At 47.4% G+C, this 24542-nt stretch carries 22 protein-coding genes; 6 read left to right on the top strand and 16 right to left on the bottom strand.

The annotated features are described in order from the left end of the window. Window positions 1-25: 25 nt before the first annotated feature. From cysS to msrB, 6 genes are all read right to left on the bottom strand, one after another. The gene (cysS, locus tag HHL16_RS04815) at window positions 26-1522 is read right to left on the bottom strand and encodes a cysteine--tRNA ligase (protein WP_169424001.1); all 1497 of its coding nucleotides are present in this window, start codon (window positions 1520-1522) and stop codon (window positions 26-28) included. A gap of 71 nt (window positions 1523-1593) precedes the next feature. Continuing rightward, window positions 1594-2724: an endonuclease/exonuclease/phosphatase family protein gene (locus HHL16_RS04810; protein ID WP_169424000.1), complete on the bottom strand. Its 1131-nt coding sequence runs from the start codon at window positions 2722-2724 to the stop codon at window positions 1594-1596. Window positions 2725-2733: 9 nt separating this feature from the next. Further along, window positions 2734-3660: a rhomboid family intramembrane serine protease gene (locus HHL16_RS04805; RefSeq protein ID WP_169423999.1), complete on the bottom strand. Its 927-nt coding sequence runs from the start codon at window positions 3658-3660 to the stop codon at window positions 2734-2736. A gap of 102 nt (window positions 3661-3762) precedes the next feature. Then, entirely contained in the window at window positions 3763-4464 is a 702-nt protein-coding gene (locus HHL16_RS04800) for a rhomboid family intramembrane serine protease (RefSeq protein WP_169423998.1), read from the bottom strand. A gap of 87 nt (window positions 4465-4551) precedes the next feature. Then, window positions 4552-5955, bottom strand: coding sequence for a 23S rRNA (uracil(1939)-C(5))-methyltransferase RlmD (rlmD, locus tag HHL16_RS04795; RefSeq protein ID WP_169423997.1), 1404 nt, complete (start codon window positions 5953-5955; stop codon window positions 4552-4554). A 16-nt stretch (window positions 5956-5971) separates the two neighbouring features. Then, window positions 5972-6565 carry a peptide-methionine (R)-S-oxide reductase MsrB gene (msrB, locus tag HHL16_RS04790; protein ID WP_240965786.1) on the bottom strand — a complete coding sequence of 198 codons (594 nt, stop codon included), beginning with the start codon at window positions 6563-6565 and terminating at the stop codon, window positions 5972-5974. Window positions 6566-6736: 171 nt separating this feature from the next. Here msrB and HHL16_RS04785 point away from each other — a divergent pair, with 171 nt between their 5' ends. After that, on the top strand, window positions 6737-7318 hold the full coding sequence (locus HHL16_RS04785; RefSeq protein ID WP_169423996.1) for an adenylate kinase: 582 nt from the start codon (window positions 6737-6739) through the stop codon (window positions 7316-7318). A gap of 91 nt (window positions 7319-7409) precedes the next feature. Here HHL16_RS04785 and HHL16_RS04780 read toward each other — a convergent pair whose 3' ends face one another. Both HHL16_RS04780 and HHL16_RS04775 read right to left on the bottom strand, forming a co-directional pair. Beyond that, entirely contained in the window at window positions 7410-8423 is a 1014-nt protein-coding gene (locus HHL16_RS04780; protein ID WP_169423995.1) for a DUF4421 domain-containing protein, read from the bottom strand. A 99-nt stretch (window positions 8424-8522) separates the two neighbouring features. Then, on the bottom strand, window positions 8523-8987 hold the full coding sequence (locus HHL16_RS04775; protein ID WP_169423994.1) for a carboxypeptidase regulatory-like domain-containing protein: 465 nt from the start codon (window positions 8985-8987) through the stop codon (window positions 8523-8525). An 86-nt stretch (window positions 8988-9073) separates the two neighbouring features. On the opposite strand from HHL16_RS04775, the gene HHL16_RS04770 reads away from it, so the two are divergent. Beyond that, window positions 9074-11113 carry a S8 family serine peptidase gene (locus tag HHL16_RS04770; RefSeq protein WP_169423993.1) on the top strand — a complete coding sequence of 680 codons (2040 nt, stop codon included), beginning with the start codon at window positions 9074-9076 and terminating at the stop codon, window positions 11111-11113. Window positions 11114-11179: 66 nt separating this feature from the next. Here the strand turns inward: HHL16_RS04770 and HHL16_RS04765 are convergent, their stop codons facing one another. Further along, a complete protein-coding gene (locus HHL16_RS04765; RefSeq protein WP_240965783.1) occupies window positions 11180-12145 on the bottom strand; it encodes a trypsin-like peptidase domain-containing protein in 966 nt (321 codons plus the stop codon). 126 nt (window positions 12146-12271) lie between these two features. Here HHL16_RS04765 and HHL16_RS04760 point away from each other — a divergent pair, with 126 nt between their 5' ends. Continuing rightward, on the top strand, window positions 12272-12742 hold the full coding sequence (locus HHL16_RS04760; protein ID WP_169423991.1) for a DUF1569 domain-containing protein: 471 nt from the start codon (window positions 12272-12274) through the stop codon (window positions 12740-12742). Window positions 12743-12858: 116 nt separating this feature from the next. Here the strand turns inward: HHL16_RS04760 and HHL16_RS04755 are convergent, their stop codons facing one another. Together HHL16_RS04755 and HHL16_RS04750 are read right to left on the bottom strand one after the other, a co-directional pair. Continuing rightward, window positions 12859-13458, bottom strand: a complete 600-nt coding sequence (locus tag HHL16_RS04755) for a hypothetical protein (RefSeq protein WP_169423990.1) — start codon at window positions 13456-13458, stop codon at window positions 12859-12861. A 24-nt stretch (window positions 13459-13482) separates the two neighbouring features. Then, window positions 13483-13944, bottom strand: a complete 462-nt coding sequence (locus HHL16_RS04750; protein WP_169423989.1) for a hypothetical protein — start codon at window positions 13942-13944, stop codon at window positions 13483-13485. 132 nt (window positions 13945-14076) lie between these two features. On the opposite strand from HHL16_RS04750, the gene paaZ reads away from it, so the two are divergent. After that, on the top strand, window positions 14077-16125 hold the full coding sequence (paaZ, locus tag HHL16_RS04745) for a phenylacetic acid degradation bifunctional protein PaaZ (protein WP_169423988.1): 2049 nt from the start codon (window positions 14077-14079) through the stop codon (window positions 16123-16125). A gap of 18 nt (window positions 16126-16143) precedes the next feature. Continuing rightward, window positions 16144-16917, top strand: a complete 774-nt coding sequence (locus HHL16_RS04740) for an enoyl-CoA hydratase/isomerase family protein (RefSeq protein WP_169423987.1) — start codon at window positions 16144-16146, stop codon at window positions 16915-16917. A gap of 209 nt (window positions 16918-17126) precedes the next feature. Here the strand turns inward: HHL16_RS04740 and fabG are convergent, their stop codons facing one another. The 3 genes from fabG to lptB form a co-directional block, all read right to left on the bottom strand. Further along, window positions 17127-17882, bottom strand: coding sequence for a 3-oxoacyl-[acyl-carrier-protein] reductase (fabG, locus tag HHL16_RS04735; protein ID WP_169423986.1), 756 nt, complete (start codon window positions 17880-17882; stop codon window positions 17127-17129). 173 nt (window positions 17883-18055) lie between these two features. Further along, window positions 18056-19531: a GH3 auxin-responsive promoter family protein gene (locus HHL16_RS04730; RefSeq protein ID WP_169423985.1), complete on the bottom strand. Its 1476-nt coding sequence runs from the start codon at window positions 19529-19531 to the stop codon at window positions 18056-18058. An 84-nt stretch (window positions 19532-19615) separates the two neighbouring features. After that, window positions 19616-20401 (bottom strand): LPS export ABC transporter ATP-binding protein, encoded by a 786-nt coding sequence (gene lptB, locus HHL16_RS04725; protein ID WP_169423984.1) that lies wholly within the window; start codon window positions 20399-20401, stop codon window positions 19616-19618. Between the two features lie 120 nt (window positions 20402-20521). Between lptB and HHL16_RS04720 the strand changes: the two genes are divergently transcribed. Beyond that, window positions 20522-21475, top strand: coding sequence for a methylenetetrahydrofolate reductase (locus tag HHL16_RS04720; protein WP_169423983.1), 954 nt, complete (start codon window positions 20522-20524; stop codon window positions 21473-21475). A gap of 92 nt (window positions 21476-21567) precedes the next feature. Here the strand turns inward: HHL16_RS04720 and HHL16_RS04715 are convergent, their stop codons facing one another. Both HHL16_RS04715 and HHL16_RS04710 read right to left on the bottom strand, forming a co-directional pair. Further along, window positions 21568-22257 (bottom strand): porin family protein, encoded by a 690-nt coding sequence (locus tag HHL16_RS04715; RefSeq protein ID WP_169423982.1) that lies wholly within the window; start codon window positions 22255-22257, stop codon window positions 21568-21570. Between the two features lie 325 nt (window positions 22258-22582). After that, window positions 22583-24529 carry a peptidylprolyl isomerase gene (locus tag HHL16_RS04710; protein WP_169423981.1) on the bottom strand — a complete coding sequence of 649 codons (1947 nt, stop codon included), beginning with the start codon at window positions 24527-24529 and terminating at the stop codon, window positions 22583-22585. Between the last annotated feature and the right edge of the window lie 13 nt (window positions 24530-24542).

Raw genomic sequence — 24542 nt, 5'->3', positions numbered from 1 at the left:
AGCGTACAGGGCGGGCTCTTGGTACTTACTGAAACGAATAACCGACACTTCCGTCTTTCTCATCCTTCAACAGAATCCCCAGCTCCTGCAACTGATTTCTGATTTTGTCAGATGTTGCATAGTCTTTTTTGGTGCGGGCATCTTTGCGGATATCGATCAGCAGATCGAGTACCCCATCGAGCCTGCCATTGTCTCCTGCATTTTCGCTGCGAAGTCCAAGGATATTCTCGATGTATTCTTTGAAGTATTTTTTCAGTCTGTTCAGCGTTGCATTGCTCAGGGCTGATACAGCAATATGTTTGTCTTTGATAGAGTTGATCACAGGCACGAGTTCAAAGAGATTCGCCAGCACTTTTGCGGTGTTGAAATCGTCGCTCATGAATTCATCCATGCCGGAGAGCAGATCATTCACTTTGCTGTTGAGCGCTTCGTCGGCAGCATTGCTGTCCTGCTCAGGAACATCGAGCTTCTGCAGATTCTCGTAGGCTTCCCAGAGTCGCTTGAATCCTTTTTCTGCTGCCTGCAGTGCCTCGTTACCAAAGTCGAGCGTGCTGCGGTAATGCGTTTGAAGAATAAAGAAACGAATGGTCATTGGGCCGTAAGCCTGTTCCAGCAAAGGATGCGTGCCGGCAAACATTTCGGTGAGCTTGATCTGGTTGTTGTAGCTCTTGCCCATTTTTTTGCCGTTCACCGTAATCATGTTATTGTGAAGCCAGTAACGGGCAGGCGTTTCTTTATTGCAGATGGTGCTTTGAGCAATTTCACTTTCGTGGTGCGGAAACTGGAGGTCCATACCGCCGCCATGAATATCGAATTGACCGCCGAGATATTTTGTTGCCATGGCAGAGCACTCGATATGCCATCCGGGGAAACCTTCGCCCCAGGGGCTAACCCATCGCATGATATGCTCCGGTGGCGCCGCTTTCCATAAAGCGAAGTCTGCTTTATTTCTTTTCTCATCCTGACCTTCGAGTTCACGGGAAGTTTCGAGTTGCTCGTCGAGCACTCTTCCGCTGAGCTTTCCGTAAGGATAGTTTTCGGAGTATTTCTTAATGTCGAAATATACTGAGCCATTCACTTCGTAGGCATAACCTGCTTCGATGATGGCTTTGATCATTTCAATCTGTTCAACAATATGACCTGTTGCTGTAGGCTCGATGCTCGGCTCAAGATTATTGAACTGGAGCATGGCCCAATGGAAGAGATTGGTGTATTTCTGCACCAGCTCCATCGGTTCGAGTTTTTCGAGTACAGCCTTGCTGGAGATTTTGTCTTCCGCAGCCCTTCCTTCTTCTTCAAAGTGACCGGCATCGGTAATGTTGCGCACATAACGCACTTTGTATCCGAGATGGAGCAGGTAACGGTAAATCACATCGAAGGTGATAAACGGACGCGCATGCCCCAGATGGCTTTCGCCACTAACGGTTGGTCCGCACACATACATGCCCACATGCCCGGGTGTGATGGGTGTAAAAACTTCTTTCTGCCTCGTGTAAGAATTAAGGACTTTCAACTCACTCATAAAAAATTATTGATACAATATCTGCAGAGGTTCAATAACAGGTATGTTTCCGGGCAAATATACTGATTTTATCAGCGGTTCTTCAGCCGGAGATCCGCAATTACGGGGTAGTGATCCGAATACGGTAACAGTCTGCGTTTGTATTGTTCTACGTCAAATTTTTTGTCGGCCATGATATAATCGATGCGCAGTGTTGGCGAGAGATTGGAGAAGGTTCTTCCGAAGCCTTCGCCCTTTTCTACAAAGGCGTCCCGGCGGTCGCCACGGATGCGGAAATAAGTGTAGGAGTTAGGTACATCGTTGAAGTCGCCACAGATCACTTCGGGGTGTGGACATTTATCCAGCTGTTCGCGTACAACATCCACCTGATCGCCACGCAGAGAATAACCCTGCTTCAGTTTGCGGATAATCGATTTGGAGGCCTCCACAATACTGTCTTCGGCATTGCGGATAATGGCCAGATCCCGATAATCTTTTTTCTGCAGCAGCACACTCTGCAGGTGGGTAGTATAGATGCGGGTAGTTTCTCCATTTACATCGATATCGCACCAGATAAGGCTTTCGGCCCCTCTGAGTTGAACAGGGCCATTATAAACGATTCTTCCGGAATCGACGATCGGGTATTTTGAAAAGATGGCAGATCCCATTTCTGTATGGCCTCCTTTTTTTCCGTAATCGATAGAGCGGTAAAAATATGGATACCCCATATTTCTGATATCTTTCATATTGCTGTAAACCCCGTTGGGACCCGGTTCGTAGTATTCCTGAAAGCAGAGCACGTCTGCATTTTCTTTTTGAATAAAATCGAGCATCTGGGGTCGGTAACCGGGGCGTTTGGCGTTCTTGTCTTTTGTCTGTTCGTCGAACCACTTTACATTCCAGGTGAGTATGCGCAGGGAGGTTTCTTTCTTTTTCTCTGCAAAATCTGCATTGAAATGAAACCCAATCAGTGCCCGGATATTGGTAAATCCGAGCAGAAGCGCAACAAACGAAAGCAAGGTCCAGCGGGATCGGACGATGAGCCATCCAACCAGAAAAAGCAATGTAAGCACCAGTAAAAAAGGAAATGCGAGGCCAAGGATTGCGAAGAACCACCATTTATCCGGATGGAGAAACGCATTGGCACTCGCCATCAGAAATATAGCTACAGTAACTATATTGGCAATGATAAAGAAACGCCTCGTGAAGGTTCGGATGGCCATTGCTTAAATTTACAAATCTTCATCTTCTGCAGCCCTTTTCAGTATTTCTTTTTCTTCTTCCGTGAGGTACCTGTATCCCTGCTGATTGATCTTATCGAGTATTTCGTCGATACGCTTCTGTGTAATGTTAGGGATCTTTTTGAAGGGTTGGGTTCCTTTTGAATTATAGTAGAGATCGTCTTTGGCAGTTTTTTTCCAGTTCCTTCTGTCGGGATTGAAGAGGTTGGTAGCCCAGTCCCATGCTTCGTTCATCCATTCAGACCAGTCGCTTCCGCGTTTCAGTTGCTGAATAAACAGGTATCCGATGCCTGCGGCTCCGAGATGTGCCAGCAGAATGGGAGTGCTTTGAATATTGATGCCACGGCTGAAAGCGAGCGCCACATAAATGATGGTGAGCACCCAGAGCGGAATGCCTCCATTGATCATGGGGAAGATGCGATAGCCGGGAGCCATCACCGTGGTACCGATAGCGATGGCCATCAGCGAAGCGGAGGCGCCTTCAAAAAAGAACTGATTTTTCACCGGTGCCAGTGCCGGCATCAGGTTGGCCGTTATGATAAAGATGGCTGCTCCAACCAATCCTCCATAAATGTAGAGTGGAACCAGTTTTCCGTTTCCGGTGAGGTCTTGCAGAATAAATCCGAAGGCCCAGAGCCAGAGCACGTTTCCGATGAGCCCCAGTACATCGTCGTGAACGAACATATAGGTGATTAGGGTCCATGGTCTGTGCAGAAATGTTTCGATGTTGGCAGGAAGTCTGAACCAGTTGAGGATATGGTCGTAATACTCCACTTCCGCCCAGTCGGACATTTTGTACACCAGAAACAAAAACTTGAAAATACAGAACAGAATGGCGAGCACCGCCAGCAGCATCAGCAGGGAGTTTCCTTCCTGCCCAAGAAGGGTCTTTTTCTTATAACGGTTTTCCCGCAGCACGGAGTAAATTTTTGGGTGAATTTACAAAACACCATGCAGAACCAAAGCAGGGGCTGCCGGCTATTTGTAATTAACAGTTGATATTCGCTAAAGTTTCCGCATTTAATAAAATGTGCGGCGGTTATTCCGGTTCATAATTATCACCAGAATAAATCCGAAGAGAGCACCTCCAAGGTGCGCAAAATGCGCCACCCCTCCGCCATAGCCAGGATTAATGCCGCCGAAAAGATCGATCAGCACATAGCCCACCATGGCATATTTCATTTTGATAGGAAAAGGTATGAGAAAGAGAAAAAGTTCCTGATTGGGATTAAGATAGGTGAAACCGGCCATTACACCCATGATGGCTCCCGATGCGCCGAGCACCTGAATCAACTGAATCATGGCTGCGCGGTACCGGAATTCATTGAACTCCATGGCGCCGCTGTTGAATTTGCTGAGCACGATGTTCAGTTCAACCTGGTTGGCCAGCAACTGAATCAGTCCGGCACCGATACCACAGACAATGTAAAAAAGGAGAAATCTTTTGGCTCCCCACCGCTGTTCGAGCTGTGCTCCGAACATCCAGAGCATAAGCATATTGAAAAGCAGGTGAAAGATATTTCTGGTATCGTGCAGGAACATATAGGAAATCAGCTGCCAGATGCCGAACTCCGGTGACCCCTGGTAATGCAATGCCAGCGGCGTTACCAATACATCTTTGAATGTAAGCTCTGCCAGCCACATCAGTGCGTTGATAATGATCAGATTCTTGATTACCGGCGGTACAGATGGAAAGCCACCGCCAAATCGCACATTTCCCATATTCCTGATTCCTTTTTTATTTCTCTAATATCGGCATGTTTACCCGAATGGGCTAACCTCCAGTGAAATTTCTTGCCTGAATGATGATTATTTCTTCAGTTTCAGCTGCACCACATTTTCGATATGATGTGTTTGCGGGAACATATCCACGGGTTTGATTCTGGTAACCTCGTATTTTTCTCCGAGGCGGCTCAGGTCGCGGGCCTGTGTGGCAGGGTTACAGCTCACATACACAACCAGCGGCGCTTCCATATCGAGAATCTTCTGCACCAGCTTTTCGTGCATGCCTGCACGGGGAGGGTCGGTGATGATTACATCGGGCTTGCCGTGGTGGGCAAAGAAAGCATCGTCGCACACATCGATAACGTCGCCCGCGAAGAACTCGGAGTGGTGGATATTGTTGAGGCGCGCATTCTCACGTGCATCATCAATCGCTTCTTTGATCACTTCTACACCAATGATCTTTTTGGCCTGCCCGCTTACGAACAATCCAATGCTGCCCGTTCCGCAATACAGGTCATAAACAGTTTCTTTGCCGGTTAGTTCGGCAAATTCGCGGGTTACCTGATATAATCTTTCGCCCTGGCTGGTATTGGTCTGAAAGAAAGATTTCGGCCCGATCTTGAAGCTGAGGGATTCGAGCTTTTCCGTAATGTAGCCGTTTCCGGTGTACACTTTGGGTTCCAGATCGTAGATGGTATCGTTCTTTTTGGGATTGATGGTATACAACAGCGTAGTGATGGCAGGCACGTGCTGCAACAGGTGATCGAATAACTTCTTGCGTTCTTTGGCATCCTCATACCCGAAGCATACGTTCACCATCACTTCGCCGGTAGTGGCCACTCTGATGATGAGGGTACGAAGCCATCCCTGATGTTGCCTGATATCGTAGAATGTGTATCCTTCCTGCTTCGCAAAATCGCGGATGGTGTTTTTCACGGCATTGGCCGGTTCTTCCATCAGGTGGCAGGTTTGGATATCGATGATCTTATCGAAGAGGCGGGGAACATGGAAGCCGAGGGCATTTTCCTGTGGCAGTTCGTCCGCAGCCTCAATTTCTTCGGGGAGCAGGTATCGTTTGTTGCTGAAAGTGAATTCGAGTTTGTTACGGTAGCGGCGGGTTTGCTCGCATCCGAGGATGGGCTCCATTTCGGGGAGAGGGATTTTGCCGATCCGTTTCAGGTTCTGTGCCACTTCGTGCTGTTTGTAAGCGGCCTGTTTTTCGTAGGGAAGCATCTGCCATTTGCAGCCTCCGCATACGCCGAAGTGGGAGCAAAAAGGTTCCACCCGGTCTTTGGAGAATTCATGAAAATGCACCGCTTTTCCTTCGGCCCATTCCTTTTTATTTTTGGAAAGGCGCACGTCTACCACATCTCCGGGTACGGCGCCTTCAATGAAAACTACTTTGCCTTCCAGCCGGGCGATTGCCTTTCCTTCCGCTGCATAGTCCTCAACCACAATACTTTGCAAAACCTGATTCTTCTTTCTCATGCTGCAAAGATAGCATCTACTGCCCTTCCTTATCCTCCTTATATTTCTTCTCTGCCGCCTGTGCTTTTTCGAAGTCGAGTACTACGCCATTGATGCAGTAACGAAGGCCTGTTGGGGGGGGACCATCATCGAAAACGTGCCCCAGGTGGCTTTTGCAGCGACCGCATTGCACTTCGGTTCTGTCCATTCCATGGGAATGATCGGGCTGGTAGATGATGCTGCCCTTGGTTACCGGCTCGTAAAAGCTGGGCCAGCCACATCCGCTTTCGAATTTGGTATCGCTCTTGAAAAGCGGGTTTCCGCATACGGCACAGTAGTACGTGCCGATCTCTTTGGAGTTCTCGTACTTGCTGGTCCACGGACGCTCCGTTCCTTTCTGGCGCGCTATCTGGTACACATCGGCGGGCAGGATCTTTTTCCATTCTTCTTCACTGAGATTCACCTTTCCGGTATCAGTACGGGAATAGGACGGATTGTTTTTTTTGCTGCTATCCATATTGATTTTTTTCTGATTGGAAGGAGAGGTTTGCGAATAGCTGCACTGCTGCAGTGCAGTGGTCATCAATAATATGAGGGGCAGAATCAGCGCCCTGTGCAGGTTTCGCTTCATAATACCTATTTATAACAAATGTACGTACAGCAAGTTCGGTGCGATGCATGCCGATTGAAAATTAACAGATGTTAGCCGAATTACCTGTTGCTTTTTAGTCAGAAACTCCCGAATGTTAAAAGATTTCTAACGATGCTTCAGTATATTTGTCCCCTCACCAAGTGTAGTATCATGTTCAATTTGATCTTATTCGGACCTCCCGGCAGCGGAAAAGGAACTCAGTCAGATAAACTGGTCGCTCAGTACGGATTAATCCATCTCTCTACGGGCAATCTGCTCCGTGAAGAGATCGCCAATCAGACCGCGCTTGGTCTGGAAGCTAAAAAGCTGATGGATAACGGTCAGCTGGTACCCGATGCAGTGGTAGTTGGCATGATCGGTTCTGCGCTGAAGGCTAATCCTCAGGCCAAAGGCTTTCTGTTCGACGGATTTCCCCGCACAGTTGCACAGGCAGAAGCACTCGACAACCTGCTTTCCGAAGTGGGTGAAGAGATCTCCATAGTGCTGGCACTGGAAGTAAATGAAGAAGAACTGGTGAAGCGCATGCTGCTTCGCGGTCAGTCTTCAGGAAGACCCGACGACAAAGACGAAAACGTAATCCGCGCCCGCTTTGTAGAGTATCAGAACAAAACAGCTCCCGTTGCAGGCCACTACGAACAGTCTGGAAAAGTAAAACACGTGAAAGGAGAAGGAAGCATCGACGATATCTTCCGTTCACTTGTAAGAGAGATCGAAGCCAAACAATCAGTATAAATCTTTTGCTTAAACGGTATGTTGCCACCAGCAGCATACCGTTTTTCTTTTCAGGATGGCACTCAGCCCACCCTACCAGCTTCTTCTTAGGTTATACTTTTGATCTGAAAAATTTCAAGGTTCGTTTTGCACTGGGGCCAGGGTCGAATCTCCACGCGGCGTTCAGTCTCATATTGCCTGTATTCACCTGATACTTGCCACTATTGCCTTTGGTGGTGAACATATTATTCACGAATGTGGCACTGATATTGAAGTTCTCATTGCTGTATCCTACTCCAATTCTCAACATAAGGTCAGGACTGATGGTGGTTTTTCTGTCGCTTTTGCTATCCCTTATTTCTTTCATGAAGTTGATGGGCAGACTTCCCGTGATGCCACCCATGGCAAAGAAATGTTCTTTGTGAACATACGTATAGGCATAACCGATGCCTGGCCCGATATCGAAGTACCGAATCTTTGTAACCCCATCCTGCGAATAATAATTATCGAGAAGGCCCGGAAGCAGCGCACTGTCTCCCTTGCTGTATCCATAATACACTTCACCGCCAACCAGCAGGCTGCCTGCAGATTTTTTCTGCCACTCTGTTTGAAGCATGGCTGCGCGCATGGAAAGCCTGTCCCAGTCTACGATGTAATAGACGGCGGCGCCCATATGTCGCACTTTGATATCGGGTCGCTTGTAGTATTTGTCTTTATCGGTTGCTGTTCCCTGTGGGTCGAGATAGAAGCCTTTGTAGAACTGCCCGAAGAGATCGATGCTCATCTTCCGCGTATACACATGGCTTTGAAGATCGAGGTAACGGGTTTTTCCCTTACTCGAATTGCCTCTGTTGAGAAAGCTGAATCCATATGCGAGATTGAGCGTGAACCATCCGTAAGTGCCGCCAATGCCGTAGTTGAGAGTGGTATTGGGACGATACTTCAGGTCTTCTTCCCGGCGACTTCCTTTGATGATCAGATTAGTGAATTTCTGAGAGAAGTAAGTTCTTGCAGTTACAAGATCGGGATAGCTCTCGTAGTAATCTGTATCATGATCTTTTGATTGTTGCGCTGAAGCATGGCAACAGCCTGCCAGCATAACAATCATCAGCCAGTTCTTTTTCATAAAACGCTTATGCCGCATAGCAATGGGTTCACTTTTCGGATTTACAATTGATTTCCGGTACTATTGCCATGCAATTGACATACCTGCAAAAAACGGGGATCAATAAACGGCATCATAATCTGCCCGCACTTCAACATCGGCATATTTGCCTTTTTCTACTGTAACGGGATTGATATTGTTTTTGCCATCGAAAATATTGGCATAAAAGAGACTGTCTTTTTTCACGAATAAGGAATATTGTCCGGGAGGAAGTTTAACCTTGAAAGCTCCGTTCTTGCCCGACTGGATTTTTTTTACCAATTTGGTATTGATCGATTTATAGAAAGAAGAATACACATCGGCTCTTGTAACCTGATTAACATTGGTGAGTTCATAAATGTACAGGGTAGTTTGCAGAGGTGTTTTTCCGGGAAGCGGCTGACCGATATTCGGCATCTGATTTCCTGCAACCAGGTATATTTTGCCTTTGATCCCTCCGTTTTTACAGACAAAAGGAGCAAAAGATCCGAGTACAATTACCATTGCAAGCAATGTTAACGAAAGCACCATTTTTTTTACCATCATAGCCTTGAGAATAAATATTAAATTTAGCGGCACATCTTAGCAGCCGACCAAATTATTGCTTTTTCAGTAAATATTAAAAACTATACATGCTCCCGACCAAATTTACACTTTTAGCCATTGCAGCATTTTCGGGCATACATGCTTTTTCACAGATCCGGACAGAATCGGCCATCCTCCGTTCGGCGGGCGAATTGCATGCCGTAAAGCAACGGGTAGCTTATGAAAAGCTGAAAACACTGGCGGTGGAGAAGCGCTGGGCACTGTCTATTCAGGACAAAAATGGCGGTATCGCCATATTGCAGGGAACAGATGCTTACGGCAATCCGGTTTATCTCATTACAGATAATAACAGCGATGCTGCGGCCACTATCAGCACCAATAAATTATATTCTGGAGGAAGTCTTGGACTGAGTCTTAGCGGCAGCTCCAGCTCTATGCTCAACAAAGTTGCGCTTTGGGATGGTGGCAATGTGCTAACCACTCACCAGGATCTTACCGGAAGGATCACCAACAAAGATCTCGCATCGGTAATTCTCCATTCAACCCATGTGGCCGGCACGATGATGGGCAGCGGAGCAGGTAATCCACTTGCCAGAGGTATGGCCTATGGATTACCCAAACTGATCACACACGACTTCGACGATCATATCTCCGAAATGATGAGCGAAGCGCCGAACCTGCTGATATCAAATCACTCCTATGGGGAAATCGGAGGATGGTTCGTCAATCAGAATGAAGGTAACCGGTGGGAATTCTGGGGACCGTACAACCGCAATGAAGACCCCCGTTTCGGATTCTATTCATCCGACACTCAGGTCTGGGATTCGATCGCATACAATGCTCCTTATTATCTCATTGTAAAATCATCCGGCAATAACCGATCGCTTAAAGGACCCGCAGTAGGCCAGCCATACTGGCGATACAACAGCAGCGGCGTGATGGCCGATGCTGGTAATCGCCCTGCGGGGATCAGCAGCAACGACGGCTATGACATCATCACTACCTACGGTACAGCAAAGAACATACTCACCGTAGGTGCAGTGTATCCGCTTACAGCGGGTTACACAGGTGCTTCAAGTGTTACCATTGCACCATTCAGCAGCTGGGGGCCAACAGATGATGGACGCATCAAACCAGATATTGTGGCTGATGGTGTTGGCCTGTTATCAACTTCAAATGCGGGGAATACTCTATATGCATCGTTGAACGGAACATCGATGTCCACTCCCAATATTTCTGGTTCTCTCGCACTGTTGCAGGAATACTATGCGCAAAAGCATGGTGGTGCATTCATGCGATCGGCTACGCTGAGAGGATTGATCATTCATACCGCCGACGAAGCAGGCCCGGCTGCCGGCCCTGATTACCAGTTTGGCTGGGGACTGGCCAATATCGCCAAAGCAGCCACTACCATCACAGATGATTTCGAATCGGCGAAAAAGCAAATCATTCAGGAAAAAGTGCTCAATAACGGCACCACCTATACGATTGGTGTTACTGCGCGGGACGGCGAGCCGCTCACCGCAACAATCTGCTGGACCGATCCCAAAGGAAGCGTAACCCCCAACGGCACGCTCAATGATCCTACTCCGAAACTCGTACACGATCTCGATCTCCGTGTAAGCCTTGCCTCCGACGGAACTATGTACTATCCCTGGAAACTCGATAGAACAAACCCATCAGCGGCAGCCACCAAAGGAGACAATATCGTAGATAACGTAGAGAAAATTGAAATACCCAATCCGGTAGCAGGCAAAACCTATGTGATCACCGTATCGCACAAAACCTCACTGGCCCGCGGTTCGCAGGCATTCTCACTTATCGTCAGCGGTGTGGCTTCAGTAGTAACCGGCATTCAGAATGTAGATGCCACCAATATTGCACTCACTGTATCGCCAAACCCAAGCAAAGGAAAATTCGTAACTGAATTCACGGTAACGAAGAAAGCAGATCTGCATATCAGTGTTCTCAACAGCATCGGACAGAAAGCATACGAAGCGAGCTATCCCGGCTTTGTTGGTCACTTCAACAAAACCATCGAAGTGCCGCAACTTGCTCCCGGCATGTACATGCTGCGCATTTTACACGACAACAAAAGTTATCTGAAGAAACTGGTGATCAGATGATCTATCACTGAATAAAGAACGAACGCCTGTCTCTGCTGAGACAGGCGTTTTGTTTTTCAGGAATGCTTATTTCATTTCTCCGGGAATCACTTCCACATTCACTTTTCTTCCATTTCGCAATACCTCGATGGAAATGCGTTGCCCGATGAACTCTTCAGACAGCAGCTTGTGCATATCATCTACGGATCCTACCGATCTTTCCCGAAGGCTCACGATAATATCGCCGGTTTGCAATTGCCGGTTATGTGCCGGACTATCGGCCTCGATCTCAAAGATGTACACACCAGTAGCTTTCTGCAATTTGTTGGCTGCAATCATGCGTTCTGTAAGATTCACCAGCTGTCCGGCAATGCCGAGATAAGCGCGCTTCACACGGCCGTTCATGATCAGCCTGCCCGCCACATAAGCCGCAAGGTTGGAACTTACGGCAAAGCAAATACCATGAGCGGTGGGAATCATGGCGGTGTTCACGCCAATTACCTGACCCGATGAATTCACCAGCGGTCCGCCGGAGTTACCGGGATTGAGCGAAGCATCTGTCTGAATCACATCATCGATGAGCCGTCCATTCGAAGCGCGCAAACTTCTTCCCAATGCACTTACCACACCTGCTGTAACAGTGTGTTGCAGCCCAAGCGGATTACCGATAGCAACGGCAATTTGTCCGGGTTGCAACTTCGACGAATCCGCGAAAGCCAGCGCCTTCAGATTATTTTCATAGATCTTTAATACAGCAATATCTGTGGAAGGATCGGCGCCCTTCAGTTCGGCCACTACCTTTCTGCCATCGGCGAGTGAAACCCTGATAACTTTCGCCTGTTCAATAACGTGATTATTCGTAACAACAAATCCATCCGAAGAGATGATAAAACCTGAGCCGCTGCCCGGCGCATCGCGCTGCTGGCGGGTTCTGGGATCTGCAACTGATTTGATCACTTCGATATGCACTACGGCATCTGCCACATTGTGCACTACCTGCGTGATGGTGCCGGAATAAGCATCCAGCAATTGATGGTCAGCATGCTGAACCAATTGTAAAGGATAATCATTTTCCATAATGATGAACAGGCACAAACCCTGCACCAAAGCCGGTTTCTGACATGCTGACACATATTTTTACGTAAATTGTGCTATTATGCCCATTCTTAAAATCAAGATATGAACCAGCAGCAAGTGAATTTTCTGAAGAATGATCTCATTTTCCACCTGAAGCACCTGGCACCGGATGCAAAAGGCCAATGGGGAAAGATGGATGGCCAGCAAATGGTAGAACATCTTGCCATGATGGTGCAGGTGGCAAACGGACGTAAACAACTGCCTTCACTTCCTGCAGATAAGTCCCGGCTCGAAAAAGCGCATGCCTGGCTAATGACCGATAAACCATTCAGAGAGAATACCATCAACCCATTGCTGCCCGAAGAACCTGTTCCCACGGAACACAACACCATGCAACTGGCCATCGAGGCATTGCAGAAAGAACTCGATCATTTCTTTGAAGTGTATGCAGCAACGCCGGGTCTCAGAATTGTAAACCCCATTTTCGGGAACCTGAATTTTGATGAGCAACTGCAATTGCTGTACAAACACACCCAACACCATCTGAGACAGTTTGGGTTGCTGGCGGCATAAGCAAAATATAAAATGATGTAAAAACAAAGAGCCTCCGGAATAAACATCCGGAGGCTCTTTTCATGCAGAGTTATTTCTGATTTGATATTGTTCGATCGGCCTTCTCATCTGTGCCGCTACAAAAACGGGATGATGGCCGTTTCATTTATCTCCGTGAAATCGGTAATGCTCTCTTCATAAAAGAACCAGCAAAGCTTCTTCGTATCCGAATAGATGGCCAGTCCATTGTGATCAGCTACTTTTTCGAAATTACGCTCCAGATTGTTGATGAGTTCTTCTCTCTCTTCCTCATCATCAGCAGCAATAACATTTTGTATCGGATTGCCCTGAACATACTGATAATACAACATAAGCACGAGAAAGTCGGAAAGACTGATCCCTTCGTCGTACCATTCAGGATCGATGAGACTTACAGATTGATATACACGTGTACGCTGCTGCATATCCACTGCCCAGTAACACACGCCCTGATTCTCTTCCATGAATATCAGCTTACCATCCTGCAAAATGAGAGTGGCGGGAGTGTACATTCGCTGAAAGCCCGACATGAATAAAGAAACATTCCCGATCGAACCAAACCATTCTTTCAGTGCATCGGGCATGGAAGCGTTCAGTATGTATTCTGTCTTTTCGATTTCCTGTACCGGAATGCCATCGGAATCTCTCAATGGACGGCCCAGCAATTTCCGCACTACGGTTCTAAGATCATCGCCCATGCCTGTAAGGTTTGGTGGTGCAGCTTATTTTTTCAGCAGAGAATCTGCTTTTTCAAGACTCTTTAGAATATCATCCTTTACAATCGTCACCTTTGCTTTCTGGCTTTCGAGATAGTCGATGCTGGCGCCTGCGCCTACGGCAGAATCAGCATTGAACTCTTCCATCCAGGTATTCATGCCTTTCTGTGCGTTAACGAGCATTTCTTTCAGAGAAGTTACCTGCTCCTGATAGGCTTTGTCGATTTTGGAAGAAGCGAGTTTCTGAAGGCTATCCAGTTTCGTTTGTGCTTTAGTGATAGCTTTCGTAATTGCTCCGGTTTTAGCCATGCCAATATCATGTCCCTGCATTACATCGTAATACAAAGAATCGGCCTTTGTTTTCAGATCATGTGTAAACCCGTTCTTTCTTTCACTTTTTTCTTCTGCATTGCCACAGGAAATTACCATCATGCTGATCACCGCCAGCGAAGCAACTATTTTCATCATACTTTGTGTTTTTTACACAGCGGTTACATTCATCAACCGATGCTGCCAACAAAAATACATTGATGTTAATAAAAATGATAAAACAGGCCAGATTTATTGCTTTACAGTATTTTCGTAATAATAACATGCCATATGATCAAATTAGAAAATTATGTTACCGGTAAATGGATTGCCGGTGATGGAGAAGGGCAGACTTTATACAATGCAGTAACAGGGGCCGCCATCGGTTCCACTTCTACCAAAGGGCTGGATTTCGCATCAGTACTCGAATACGGAAGAACCAAGGGGAATCCGGCTCTCAGAAAAATGACTTTTCATGAGAGAGGGTTGATGCTCAAAGCGCTGGCGCTCATGCTTCGCGAACATCTTCCCGAACTGTACAGCCTCAGTTATAAATCAGGCGCTACCAAGGCTGATAGCTGGGTAGACATCGAAGGCGGTATCGGCAACCTGTTTTCCTATGCATCACTCCGCAGGAAGTTCCCTAACGAAACTTTCGCAGTAGACGGAGATCCCATTTCACTCAGCAAAACCGGCAGCTTTATGGGGCACCATATTCTGGTTCCCAAAGAAGGTGTGGCTATTCATATCAACGCATTCAATTTCCCCGTGTGGGGCATGCTGGAAAAAGTGGCCGTGAACCTCCTCGCCGGAGTTCCCGCGATTGTGAAACCGGCAACTGTAACATCTTATCTCACAGAAGCGGTAGTGAAAAAGATCATTGCTTCGGGCATTCTTCCCGATGGGGCATTGCAACTGCTGGTAGGCTCTGCCGGCGATCTGCTCGATCATGTAACCGAGCAGGATGTGGTTACTTTCACGGGCTCTGCCACTACCGGAAAAATGCTTAAATCACATCCACGCATACTCGCAGAGAATGTGCCTTTCACCATGGAGGCGGATTCGCTCAACTGCATCGTGCTCGGTGAAGATGTAACTCCCGACATGCCGGAGTGGGACATCTTTGTGAAAGAAGTAAGAAAAGAAATGACCAGCAAAGCCGGACAAAAATGTACAGCCATCCGCCGCATTTTTGTTCCTGAAAATAAAATGGAAGATGTGTGGAAAGCAGTAGGCAAAGCCCTCAGCCAAACCACCATCGGAAATCCTGAGAACGAAAAAGTGCGCATGGGTTCACTCGCAGGGCAGGGCCAGCGCGAAGAAGTGATGGCGCAGGTACAGAAACTGCTGGCATCATCTTCCATCGTTTACGGATCACTCGACAGTGTGGAAGTGATCGATGCCGATGCAAAGAAGGGCGCATTCATGAGTCCGCTGTTGCTGCTCAACGAAAAACCTTTCGATTCAAAAGAAGTACATGAGGTAGAAGCATTCGGACCTGTAAGCACCATCATGCCATACAAAACACTCGACGAAGCCACTGTGCTTGCCAAGAAAGGCAAGGGCTCACTGGTTTGTTCGGTGGTAACGGCAGACAACAAAATCGCCCGCGATTTTGTATTAGGAGCAGCGTCTCATCACGGCCGCATTCTGGTGCTGAACCGCGAAGATGCCAAAGAAAGTACTGGTCATGGTTCACCACTGCCGATGCTGGTGCATGGCGGCCCCGGCCGCGCCGGAGGCGGAGAAGAGATGGGCGGCGTAAGAGGTGTGAAGCACTACATGCAGCGCACTGCCATCCAGGGATCACCTTCAGCCATCACAGCTATCACCAATGTATATCAGACCGGCGCTGCCACTCATGAAGATGAGAAGCATCCTTTCAGAAAATATTTTGAAGAACTGCAGATCGGCGATACCCTGCATACGCATAAGCGCACTGTTACCGAAGCAGACATCGTGAACTTCGCGAACGTAAGCTGGGATCACTTTTATGCTCATACCGATCACACTTCTCTCGATGGCACCATCTTTGAAAAACCCGTTGCACATGGCTACTTCATTCTGAGCGCCGCTGCAGGTTTGTTTGTGGATGCGAAGAAAGGTCCGGTTATGCTGAATTACGGTCTCGAAGAGTGTCGTTTTCTGAAACCCGTGTATGCAGGAGCTACCATCGCTGTGCAGCTCACCTGTAAAGAAAAAGCGGAGCAGGAAAAGAAAGGAGAAGATGATATTGCCAAAGGCATTGTGAAGTGGCAGGTAGATGTAACGGATCAACTGGGCGAACCCGTTGCCGTTGCCACCATTCTCACTATGGTAAGAAAAAAAGATCAGGGCTAATTCATAAAACATTACACTATGATCAAGGAAATTCAACAGGGGCACGTAAAGGCCGAAACGCATAATGGAATTACCACCATCGAATTCTTTCATCCCCAGAGCAATTCACTTCCCGGTAAACTGCTCGAGGAGCTGGCACATACCATCCATGGCGCAGGCAATGAGCCGGATACCAAAGTGATTGTGATCCGCTCCGGAGGAGAGAAAGCCTTCTGCGCCGGTGCATCTTTCGACGAACTGGTATCGATACAAACCAAAGAGCAGGGACTGGAATTCTTCAGTGGCTTTGCGCATGTGATCAATGCCATGAGAAAATGTCCGCAGTTCATCATCGCACGTATCCACGGCAAATGTGTGGGTGGCGGTGTAGGCATTGCAGCTGCTGCAGACTATGCCATTGCTGTGGAAGGCGCTGATGTGAAACTCAGTGAGCTGGCTGTTGGTATCGGACCATTTGTGGTAGGCCCTGCAGTTGAAAGAAAGGTAGGAACGGCTGCATTCGGACATCTGGCCATCGATGCCACCATGTGGCGCAATGCAGACTGGGCAAGGAGAAAAGGACTGTTTGCAGAAGTGCACGCTTCGCATACAGACATGGACGAGTCCATTGCCCGCCTTGCGAATACGCTTTCGCACTCCAGCCCTCAGGCAATGTCTGAGCTGAAGAAAGTATTGTGGAAAGGGACCGAGAACTGGGATACTTTACTCATCGATCGTGCAAAGATCAGCGGAGAACTGGTGTTGAGCAGCTTTACAAGAAATGCCATTCAGCAGTTCAAGGCAAAAAAATAATGGATGTTTACACAACTATTTTGGGTGATGATACGTAGATGAAAATGCGTAACCATCGCTTGTAGCAGCATCATCAGAGCTACAGAGGTCCGGCAGAAGTCTCTGCCGGGCTTTTTTTATGTCTCATCGCAATAGAATGTACGCAAAGTAAAAGGTCGTCTCTTGCGAAACGACCTCTTCATATTTTCATCCGGCATGCCGGAAAAATCTTAGATGTTCAATCCACCACAAACACTCAGCACCTGACCGGTAACGTAGCTGCTCATATCAGAAGCGAGGAACAGCGTAGTGTTGGCGATTTCTTCTCCCTGTCCGAAACGTCCTAAAGGAATTTTTTCGAGGAAGGTTTTGCTGGCGTCACCATCCTGCAGATAGTGCGTCATATCGGTTTCGATGAAACCGGGAGCGATAGCATTACAGCGGATATTTCTGCTGCCGAGCTCATGCGCGATGGATTTGGTAAATCCGATGATGCCTGCCTTGCTCGCTGCATAGCTGCTCTGGCCTGCGTTTCCGCGGATACCGATTATTGAGCTCATGTTGATGATGCTTCCTTTTTTGGCTTTCATCATCGGGCGGATCACCTGTTTGGTCATGTTGAACACACTCTTCAGGTTCACGTTCATTACATCATCCCATTGCTCCTGACTCATGCGAAGCAGCAGATTGTCTTTGGAGATGCCTGCATTGTTTACGCAAACGTCGATATTGCCGAACTCTTTCAGTACATCGTTTACAAAAGTTTCGCTGGCAGCAAAATCTGCAGCATTGCTTTTATAGGCTTTGGCTTTTACGCCCAGTGATACCAGTTTTTGTTCCAGGGCAGCTGCCTTGTCTGCACTGCTGTCGCTCACGTAAGTGAAAGCGATATGCGCTCCATGCTCGGCCAGTTTTACAGCAATCGCTTCACCGATTCCGCGGGCCGCTCCGGTTACAATGGCAACCTTGTTGTCGAGTAATTTCATGGTTGGTTGAATTTTTATAAAACGAGCACAAATAAAATGAATTTATGCAATACGGGCCAGAATTAATTATTGTGTGCTTTCGGCCAAAGGCTAAGCGCCGATGCAGTTTTCGGCGATTTTGCCGGAGGTTGGTTCTTATCGGTGATCCGGGAGAAGTTAATGCAGTAGGATGATCAGGCGATGCCCGCCATTTCTTTGATGTCTTCGAGGTGTTTGCGCTCGTTGCTCAGGCGGGGTACTTTGTGTTGCCCTCCCAGCTTGCCGCGGCTTTTCAGCCATTCGTTGAAAACGCCTTTCTGCAGTGAATGCACTATGGGCATGCGAAGGGCAATGTCTTTGTGGCGTTTGGCTTCGTAATCGCTGTTGAGCGTTTTGAGTGCGGCATCGAGCTCACGCACAAACGCCGCGAAGTCGGCTGGTTCTTTTTCAAATTCTATCAGCCACTCATGTGCGCCATTGCTGCCTTCGCTGAAATATACAGGCGCTGCAGTGTAATCGTTCACGATGGCGCCGGTGGCTGCTGATGCGGCTACGATGGCCTTATCGGTATTGTCTACTATTACTTCTTCGCCGAATGCATTCATGAAATGTTTCAGCCTTCCGCTTACTTTGATGCGGTATGGTTCGAGTGAAGTGAATTGAATGGTATCGCCCAGCAGGTATCGCCAGAGCCCGCCATTGGTGCTGATCACGAGTGCATAGTTCTTACCCAACTGCACTTCGCTCAGGCCGATGGTATGTGGATTGGGCTTGCCATATTCTTCCACCGGCATAAACTCCATGAAGATGCCATGGTCTACAAACAGCAGCATGCCTTCTTCGCCCGGAATATCCTGCGCAGCAAAGAATCCTTCGCTGGCATTGTACATTTCGAGGTAGTTGATGGGCTTGCCTATCAGTTTATTGAACTGCTCGCGATAGGGCGTGAACGAAACGCCTCCATGCATGTAGAGTTCAAGATTGGGCCATACTTCGGCGATGGATTTCTTTCCGGTGAGTTCCAGAATGCGACGCAACAACACGAGCGTCCAGGTAGGAACGCCGGAAATGGAAGTTACATTCTCGCGGATGGTGCTTTGTGCAAGCAGCTCGATCTTGCTCTCCCATTCATCCATCAGGGCAATGCTGAGATCGGGTGTGCGCAGCCAGTTGCCCCAGAAAGGAGAATTCTGCAACAACACAGCGCTCAGGTCTCCGTATTGCGCTTCCTGATTGAGTGGATTGATGGTATGGCTTCCTCCCAATACCAGTCCTTTGCCTGTCAGCAGGTCCGATTCGGGATTGAAATGATAGTACATGGTGAGTACATCCTTGGCTGCTTTGTAATGGCAGTCTTCGAGACTTTCTTCACTAACCGGAATGAATTTGCTTTTGTCCGACGTAGTGCCACTGCTTTTCGCAAACCAGGTGATAGGTGTGTTCCAGAGCAGGTTCTGCTCTCCTTCCATGATGCGCTGGATATAAGGTTTCATATCCTCATACTCATGAATGGGAACCGTTTGCTTGAAAGCCCGGATGTTGAATAACGTGGAGAAATTGTACTTCTTGCCGAACTCGGTGTATTGTGCAGCAGTAACGAGGTCTTGCAGCACTTCGCGCTGAGCATCCTGCGGATGGGTTTTCCATCCATCGATACGCCACAGTCTCATACGGGCCAATGATGATATAGCAGGAGACAATAATTTCACCACCGGCAAAATAAAGAATTTACAGCAATTGCATGGAAAGAATCACTATTCCTCGTTGCGGCCAACCACAGATCTGAGCGCTTCTTCGTGCAGATAGTCTTTGCGTTTCAGTTCAAAGTTTCTGCCGAGATAGAGCCTGCGAACCTGTTCGTCTTCGGCCAGTTCTTCGGCTGTGCCATGTTTGAAGATCTTACCATCGATCAGCAGGTAAGCACGGTCGCAGATACTGAGGGTTTCGTTTACATTGTGATCGGTGATGAGGATGCCGATATTTTTATATTTCAGACGGGCCACTACCCCCTGAATGTCTTCCACGGCAATTGGGTCTACACCGGCGAAGGGCTCATCGAGGAGAATAAATTTGGGATCCACGGCCAGGGCTCTGGCGATCTCCGTTCTTCTTCTTTCGCCACCGGAGAGGGAATCTCCATTGTTCTTGCGAACGTGGTGGAGGCGAAACTCATCGAGCAGGGCTTCGAGCTTTACTTTCTGCTCTGCTTTGGTGAGGCGGGTCATTTCGAGCACCGACTTGATATTGTCTTCCACACTGAGCTTGCGGAATACAGAGGCTTCCTGCGGGAGATAACCGATCCCCAACTGCGCTCTTTTGTACATGGGCAGCTTGGTAATATCTTCATTATCGAGGAATACCTGGCCTTCATCGGGCTTGATCAAACCCACTACCATGTAGAAAGTGGTGGTTTTTCCTGCTCCGTTGGGCCCAAGCAGCCCTACAATCTCGCCCTGGTTCACCTGTACAGATGCACGGTTCACTACGGTACGGTTCCGGTACGTTTTTACAAGCTCTCTGGTGTGGATTTCGCTGATCAAGTGTTTCAGTATTTGCACAAAAATACCAATCCTGTTGATATTACCTTTATAATCCCGGAATTTAACAGCAGTTTGCTATCCGAATTTCCTTACATATGTTTGCAAGCCAATTCACCACTCATGAAAGTAATAGACCATATTAACCAGGCGAAGGATACGCTCATATCTTTCGAGATCTTACCTCCTCTGAAAGGCAAGACCATCAATTCGATCTATGATCATCTGGATCCGTTGATGGAATTCAAGCCCGCCTACATCAATGTTACCTACCATCGCAGTGAGCATGTGTTCAAAAAGAAGGCCGATGGCACTTTCGACAAAGTGGAAGTTCGTAAGCGTCCGGGTACCGTAGGTATCTGTGCTGCTATCATGAATCACTACAAGGTCGATGCAGTTCCTCACCTGATCTGCGGAGGCTTCAATAAACGCGAAACAGAAGATGCACTGATCGATCTCAATTTCATTGGGGTAGACAATGTGCTGGTGCTTCGTGGAGATGCTGCTAAAAACGAAACCGTATTCGAACCGGAAACAGGCGGCAACCGCTATGCACTCGATCTGCTGAAACAGGTGATGCACCTCAATAACGGCATTTATCTCGAAGAAGATATCCGTGATGGTTTCCGTACTAATTTCTGTATCGGTGTGGCTGGCTATCCTGAAAAACATTTCGAAGCACCCAATCTTCAGACCGATATGGCTTACCTCAAAGCCAAAGTAGATTCAGGCGCTGAATATGTTGTTACACAGATGTTCTTCGACAATCAGAAATATTTCGATTTTGTGAAGAGCTGCCGCGATGCCGGCATCACTATCCCCATCATTCCGGGACTGAAGCCTATCACCACCAAGAAACAGCTTACTGTAATTCCGCGCACATTCAATGTTGATATTCCTACCGAATTCAGCAACGAGATCAGCAAATGCAAATCCGACGTGGAAGTGGAGCAGGTAGGAACCGAATGGATGCTTCAACAGTCGAAAGAGCTGAAAGCCGCCGGGGTTCCCGTTTTGCACTACTACACACTCGGCAAGCCGAAAGTGATTTACAATTGCGTAAAGCAGATCCTGTAACAATCTGCTTACACCAAAATATAAAAGCGCATCTGCCATTCACTGCAGATGCGCTTTGTTTTTGAGCATTTCTTTTTTTCGCAGGACTTGTACTATAAGCCAATACCTACAGAAAGGCTAAGTACTCTGTGTTTGTTCTTGTTATCGTCGTTATCGGCTCCTGACTGAAGTTTGGTAAGTCCGAATCCGTAATTCACCTGAACAAGAAATCTGTCGAGCATCAGACCAGCAGTTGCATTGAGACCTGCATCGAAGCGACGCATGATGCCAAGGCCGGCGCCTTCTTCTTTGTTGAATGTTGTAGGATCGTCGTTGCTGAATTCAATCTTATCCTTACGGCTGAATGATACACCCGCAATCTTTCCTTCTATTTTTCTGTTACCGGCAACGCCCATTGCGATGTATGGACCACCACCTACAAAGAAGCTGGATTTGGATTCAAGCGGAATTTTGAAAACCGCATTCACTGGTAACTCAATGTACATAGGATTGGTAGTGGCTTTGTAATAGTTGTTGTCTGAAGTATTACCACTCTGAATTTTCGATCCTTTACCAGTAAATAATAATGCTGGTTGAATTGCGAAGTAATCGCCAATAGGAAGATCAGCCATTACACCTGCATGAAAACTAGCGAGAGAATTGGCATCATTCAAATCTCCGTTGCTGTTTTTTGTAACATTTGCGATGTTTAAACCTCCCTTTACAAATACTCTGCTCTTCTGTTGTGCCATAGCTGCTGCACTTAACGAACAGGCAGCTACAATAATGAACAATCGTTTCATACGCTATTTTTTGATTACGGATTTATTCTAAACAAAACTGTGCCAACTGCGATGCTTTAACTTAATCAAAATCTAAAAAAGAGATTAAAATCTGTACACAAACTGCCACAAATGGCCCCGATGAAGCAAGCACAACCCGCATCGGGGTTGAATTTCAACAAGAATTCATCACTTCTGCCAACCAAACTTTAACATTCTTCTGGAACAAATCTGCACTCATAAAATGAAGTGATAATGAAAATCAACTTGCAGTTGCATACATATGTCAATAAAAAAACTGCACCCCGTTTTGAGTGCAGTTTTTTATTGATCGATCTAACTGAATTTATTTCGAAAGTGTTTTCACAACTTCATTGTTCACTTTTACGGGATACTTTTTCTGCAGTTCTTTGATCCAGTTATTTTCGAGTAGTGTCTGATAGTCGTTCACAACAAATCCTCTGGCATCATTGAAGTTTCGTGGATTTCTATCGCGATATACTTTTATGATGTAAGTGAAGCTTACTGTATTATCGTTCTCATTTTTCACCTTCGCTGTTATTAATCCGTCTGTAAAATTGGTGCGTTCAAATACAGGGATCTGTCCGAGTTCAAATCTTCCGGAGTCTGCCTGCACCGTACCGGCACTGTTGTCTGCCAGTGATTTCCATTGCACAGGATTGGCCTCCAGCTTGCTTCTGAGAGTTTCTGCCGCTGCTTCATTTGCCGCAGTAAAAATCACTGCATCAGCGCTGGCTTCCCACCAGTATTTGTTTTTGTTGGCTTCGTAATAGCGTTTGAGTGCAGCAGAGTCTTCATTTGCAACGCCCCAGATTTTTCTTTGCATCACTTCAAAAAGCAGATTGCCTTCTTTGAATTCATGCAGCTGATAGGCAAATTCCGGATTGTATTTTTCGAGATTGTCTCTGTAGTAATCGAAGGCAGAACGTTCAAGGAAGTTATCGAACAGCTGCTGTGCAGGAAGATGGCGCATGTTTTCGAGGCGCATCATCGAGTGCAGGTATTGCGTCCAGTCGCTCACGCGATAAGCTTTTGCTCCGAAAGTAAAGAGCGTTGTTTTATCGCTTACAGGTTTCAGTCCGGGAGTGTTTTTATGTTGCAGCAGACTGTCTGCAATGGCCAGCACCGATTGTTCGGGATAAGCAGCTTTTTTGTACTGAATATCTTTTTTGATCCTGTTGTAGAAAATGGTTTTGGCAAACGACATGCGATCACTTTGCAAAACCTGCTGACGCAATGTTTCTAAATATGTTTTGTCTGTTGCATCTGCGGGAACCGGATTGCGTTTCAAACGCTTCAGAATGTGAATGCCGTATTCTGTTTCTATTGGCTCACTCAGTTCACCATCTTCCTTCAGCGCAAATGCAGCCTGCTCAAATGCAGGCGAGTAGCGGCCTACACCGAATTCCATGATCTCGCCTCCGGCCTGATAAGTGGTATTGTCTGTACTGAATTTCGATACCATCTCTTTGAAGTCGGCTCCGTTTTTCAATGCGCGGTATACAGAGTCTGCGAGTTTTCTGTCAGCTGCCTTTTGCTCATCGGTGGCATCCTGCGGAAAGCCTACGAGTATCTGCGCCACACTCACTTTACCAATGGCAGGCCTTGTGCCAATATTTTTGAAAAGATGATACCCGATAGCTGACCGAACCGGTGCAGATACTTTTCCGGGAGCAGTATTGTAGACGGCTGTTTCCATATCGTATGGCAATACAAATGCCGTGATGTATCCGATATCCCCTTTGTTCACCAATACCGAAGGGTCGCTGGAAAGCTCCAGGGCCAGCTGAGAAAAATCATCCCCCTTCTGCAATCTTGCCTGAATGGCGCGGAGCTTCACTTCTGTTGAAGCAATTTCCGACGGCAGGGCTGTTTGTGAAAGCGGCAGAAAAATATGCGCTACATGAATGTCTTTACGCGAGCGGGCTGCAGCTTCTGACACCAGCTGATTTACACTGGCATCGTCGTTCATGTAGTTGTCCACTACCTGACTGCGAAAGCCGGTGAGTTCGGCCCGTTGCTCCGGAAGCGTATCGAGCTTCAGGTCGTAAGCGGCCTGCACTTTTATTTTGAAACGCGTATAGAGATCGAGGTAGTCGCGATAAGATTTGTCTGTGGGCTTATCCGCAGCATTGTTCTTATTGTAAGCCTTCAGAAACTCTCCCTTGCTTACCGGCTTTGTGCCGTAGGTAAAGATGGTCTGCGATATGCCGGAAGATGTGCAGGCTGCGAGCAGGGCTGCTGTTGCCCAAACTTTCGGTGAAGGTTTCATTTGATCAGTTGGA

Origin of the sequence: Pseudoflavitalea sp. G-6-1-2 (genome assembly GCF_012927185.1) — a bacterium.
Classification (GTDB): domain Bacteria; phylum Bacteroidota; class Bacteroidia; order Chitinophagales; family Chitinophagaceae; genus Pseudobacter.
Note: the sequence above shows the minus strand (reverse complement) of the source record. Positions and strands in the feature narration are given on the sequence as shown.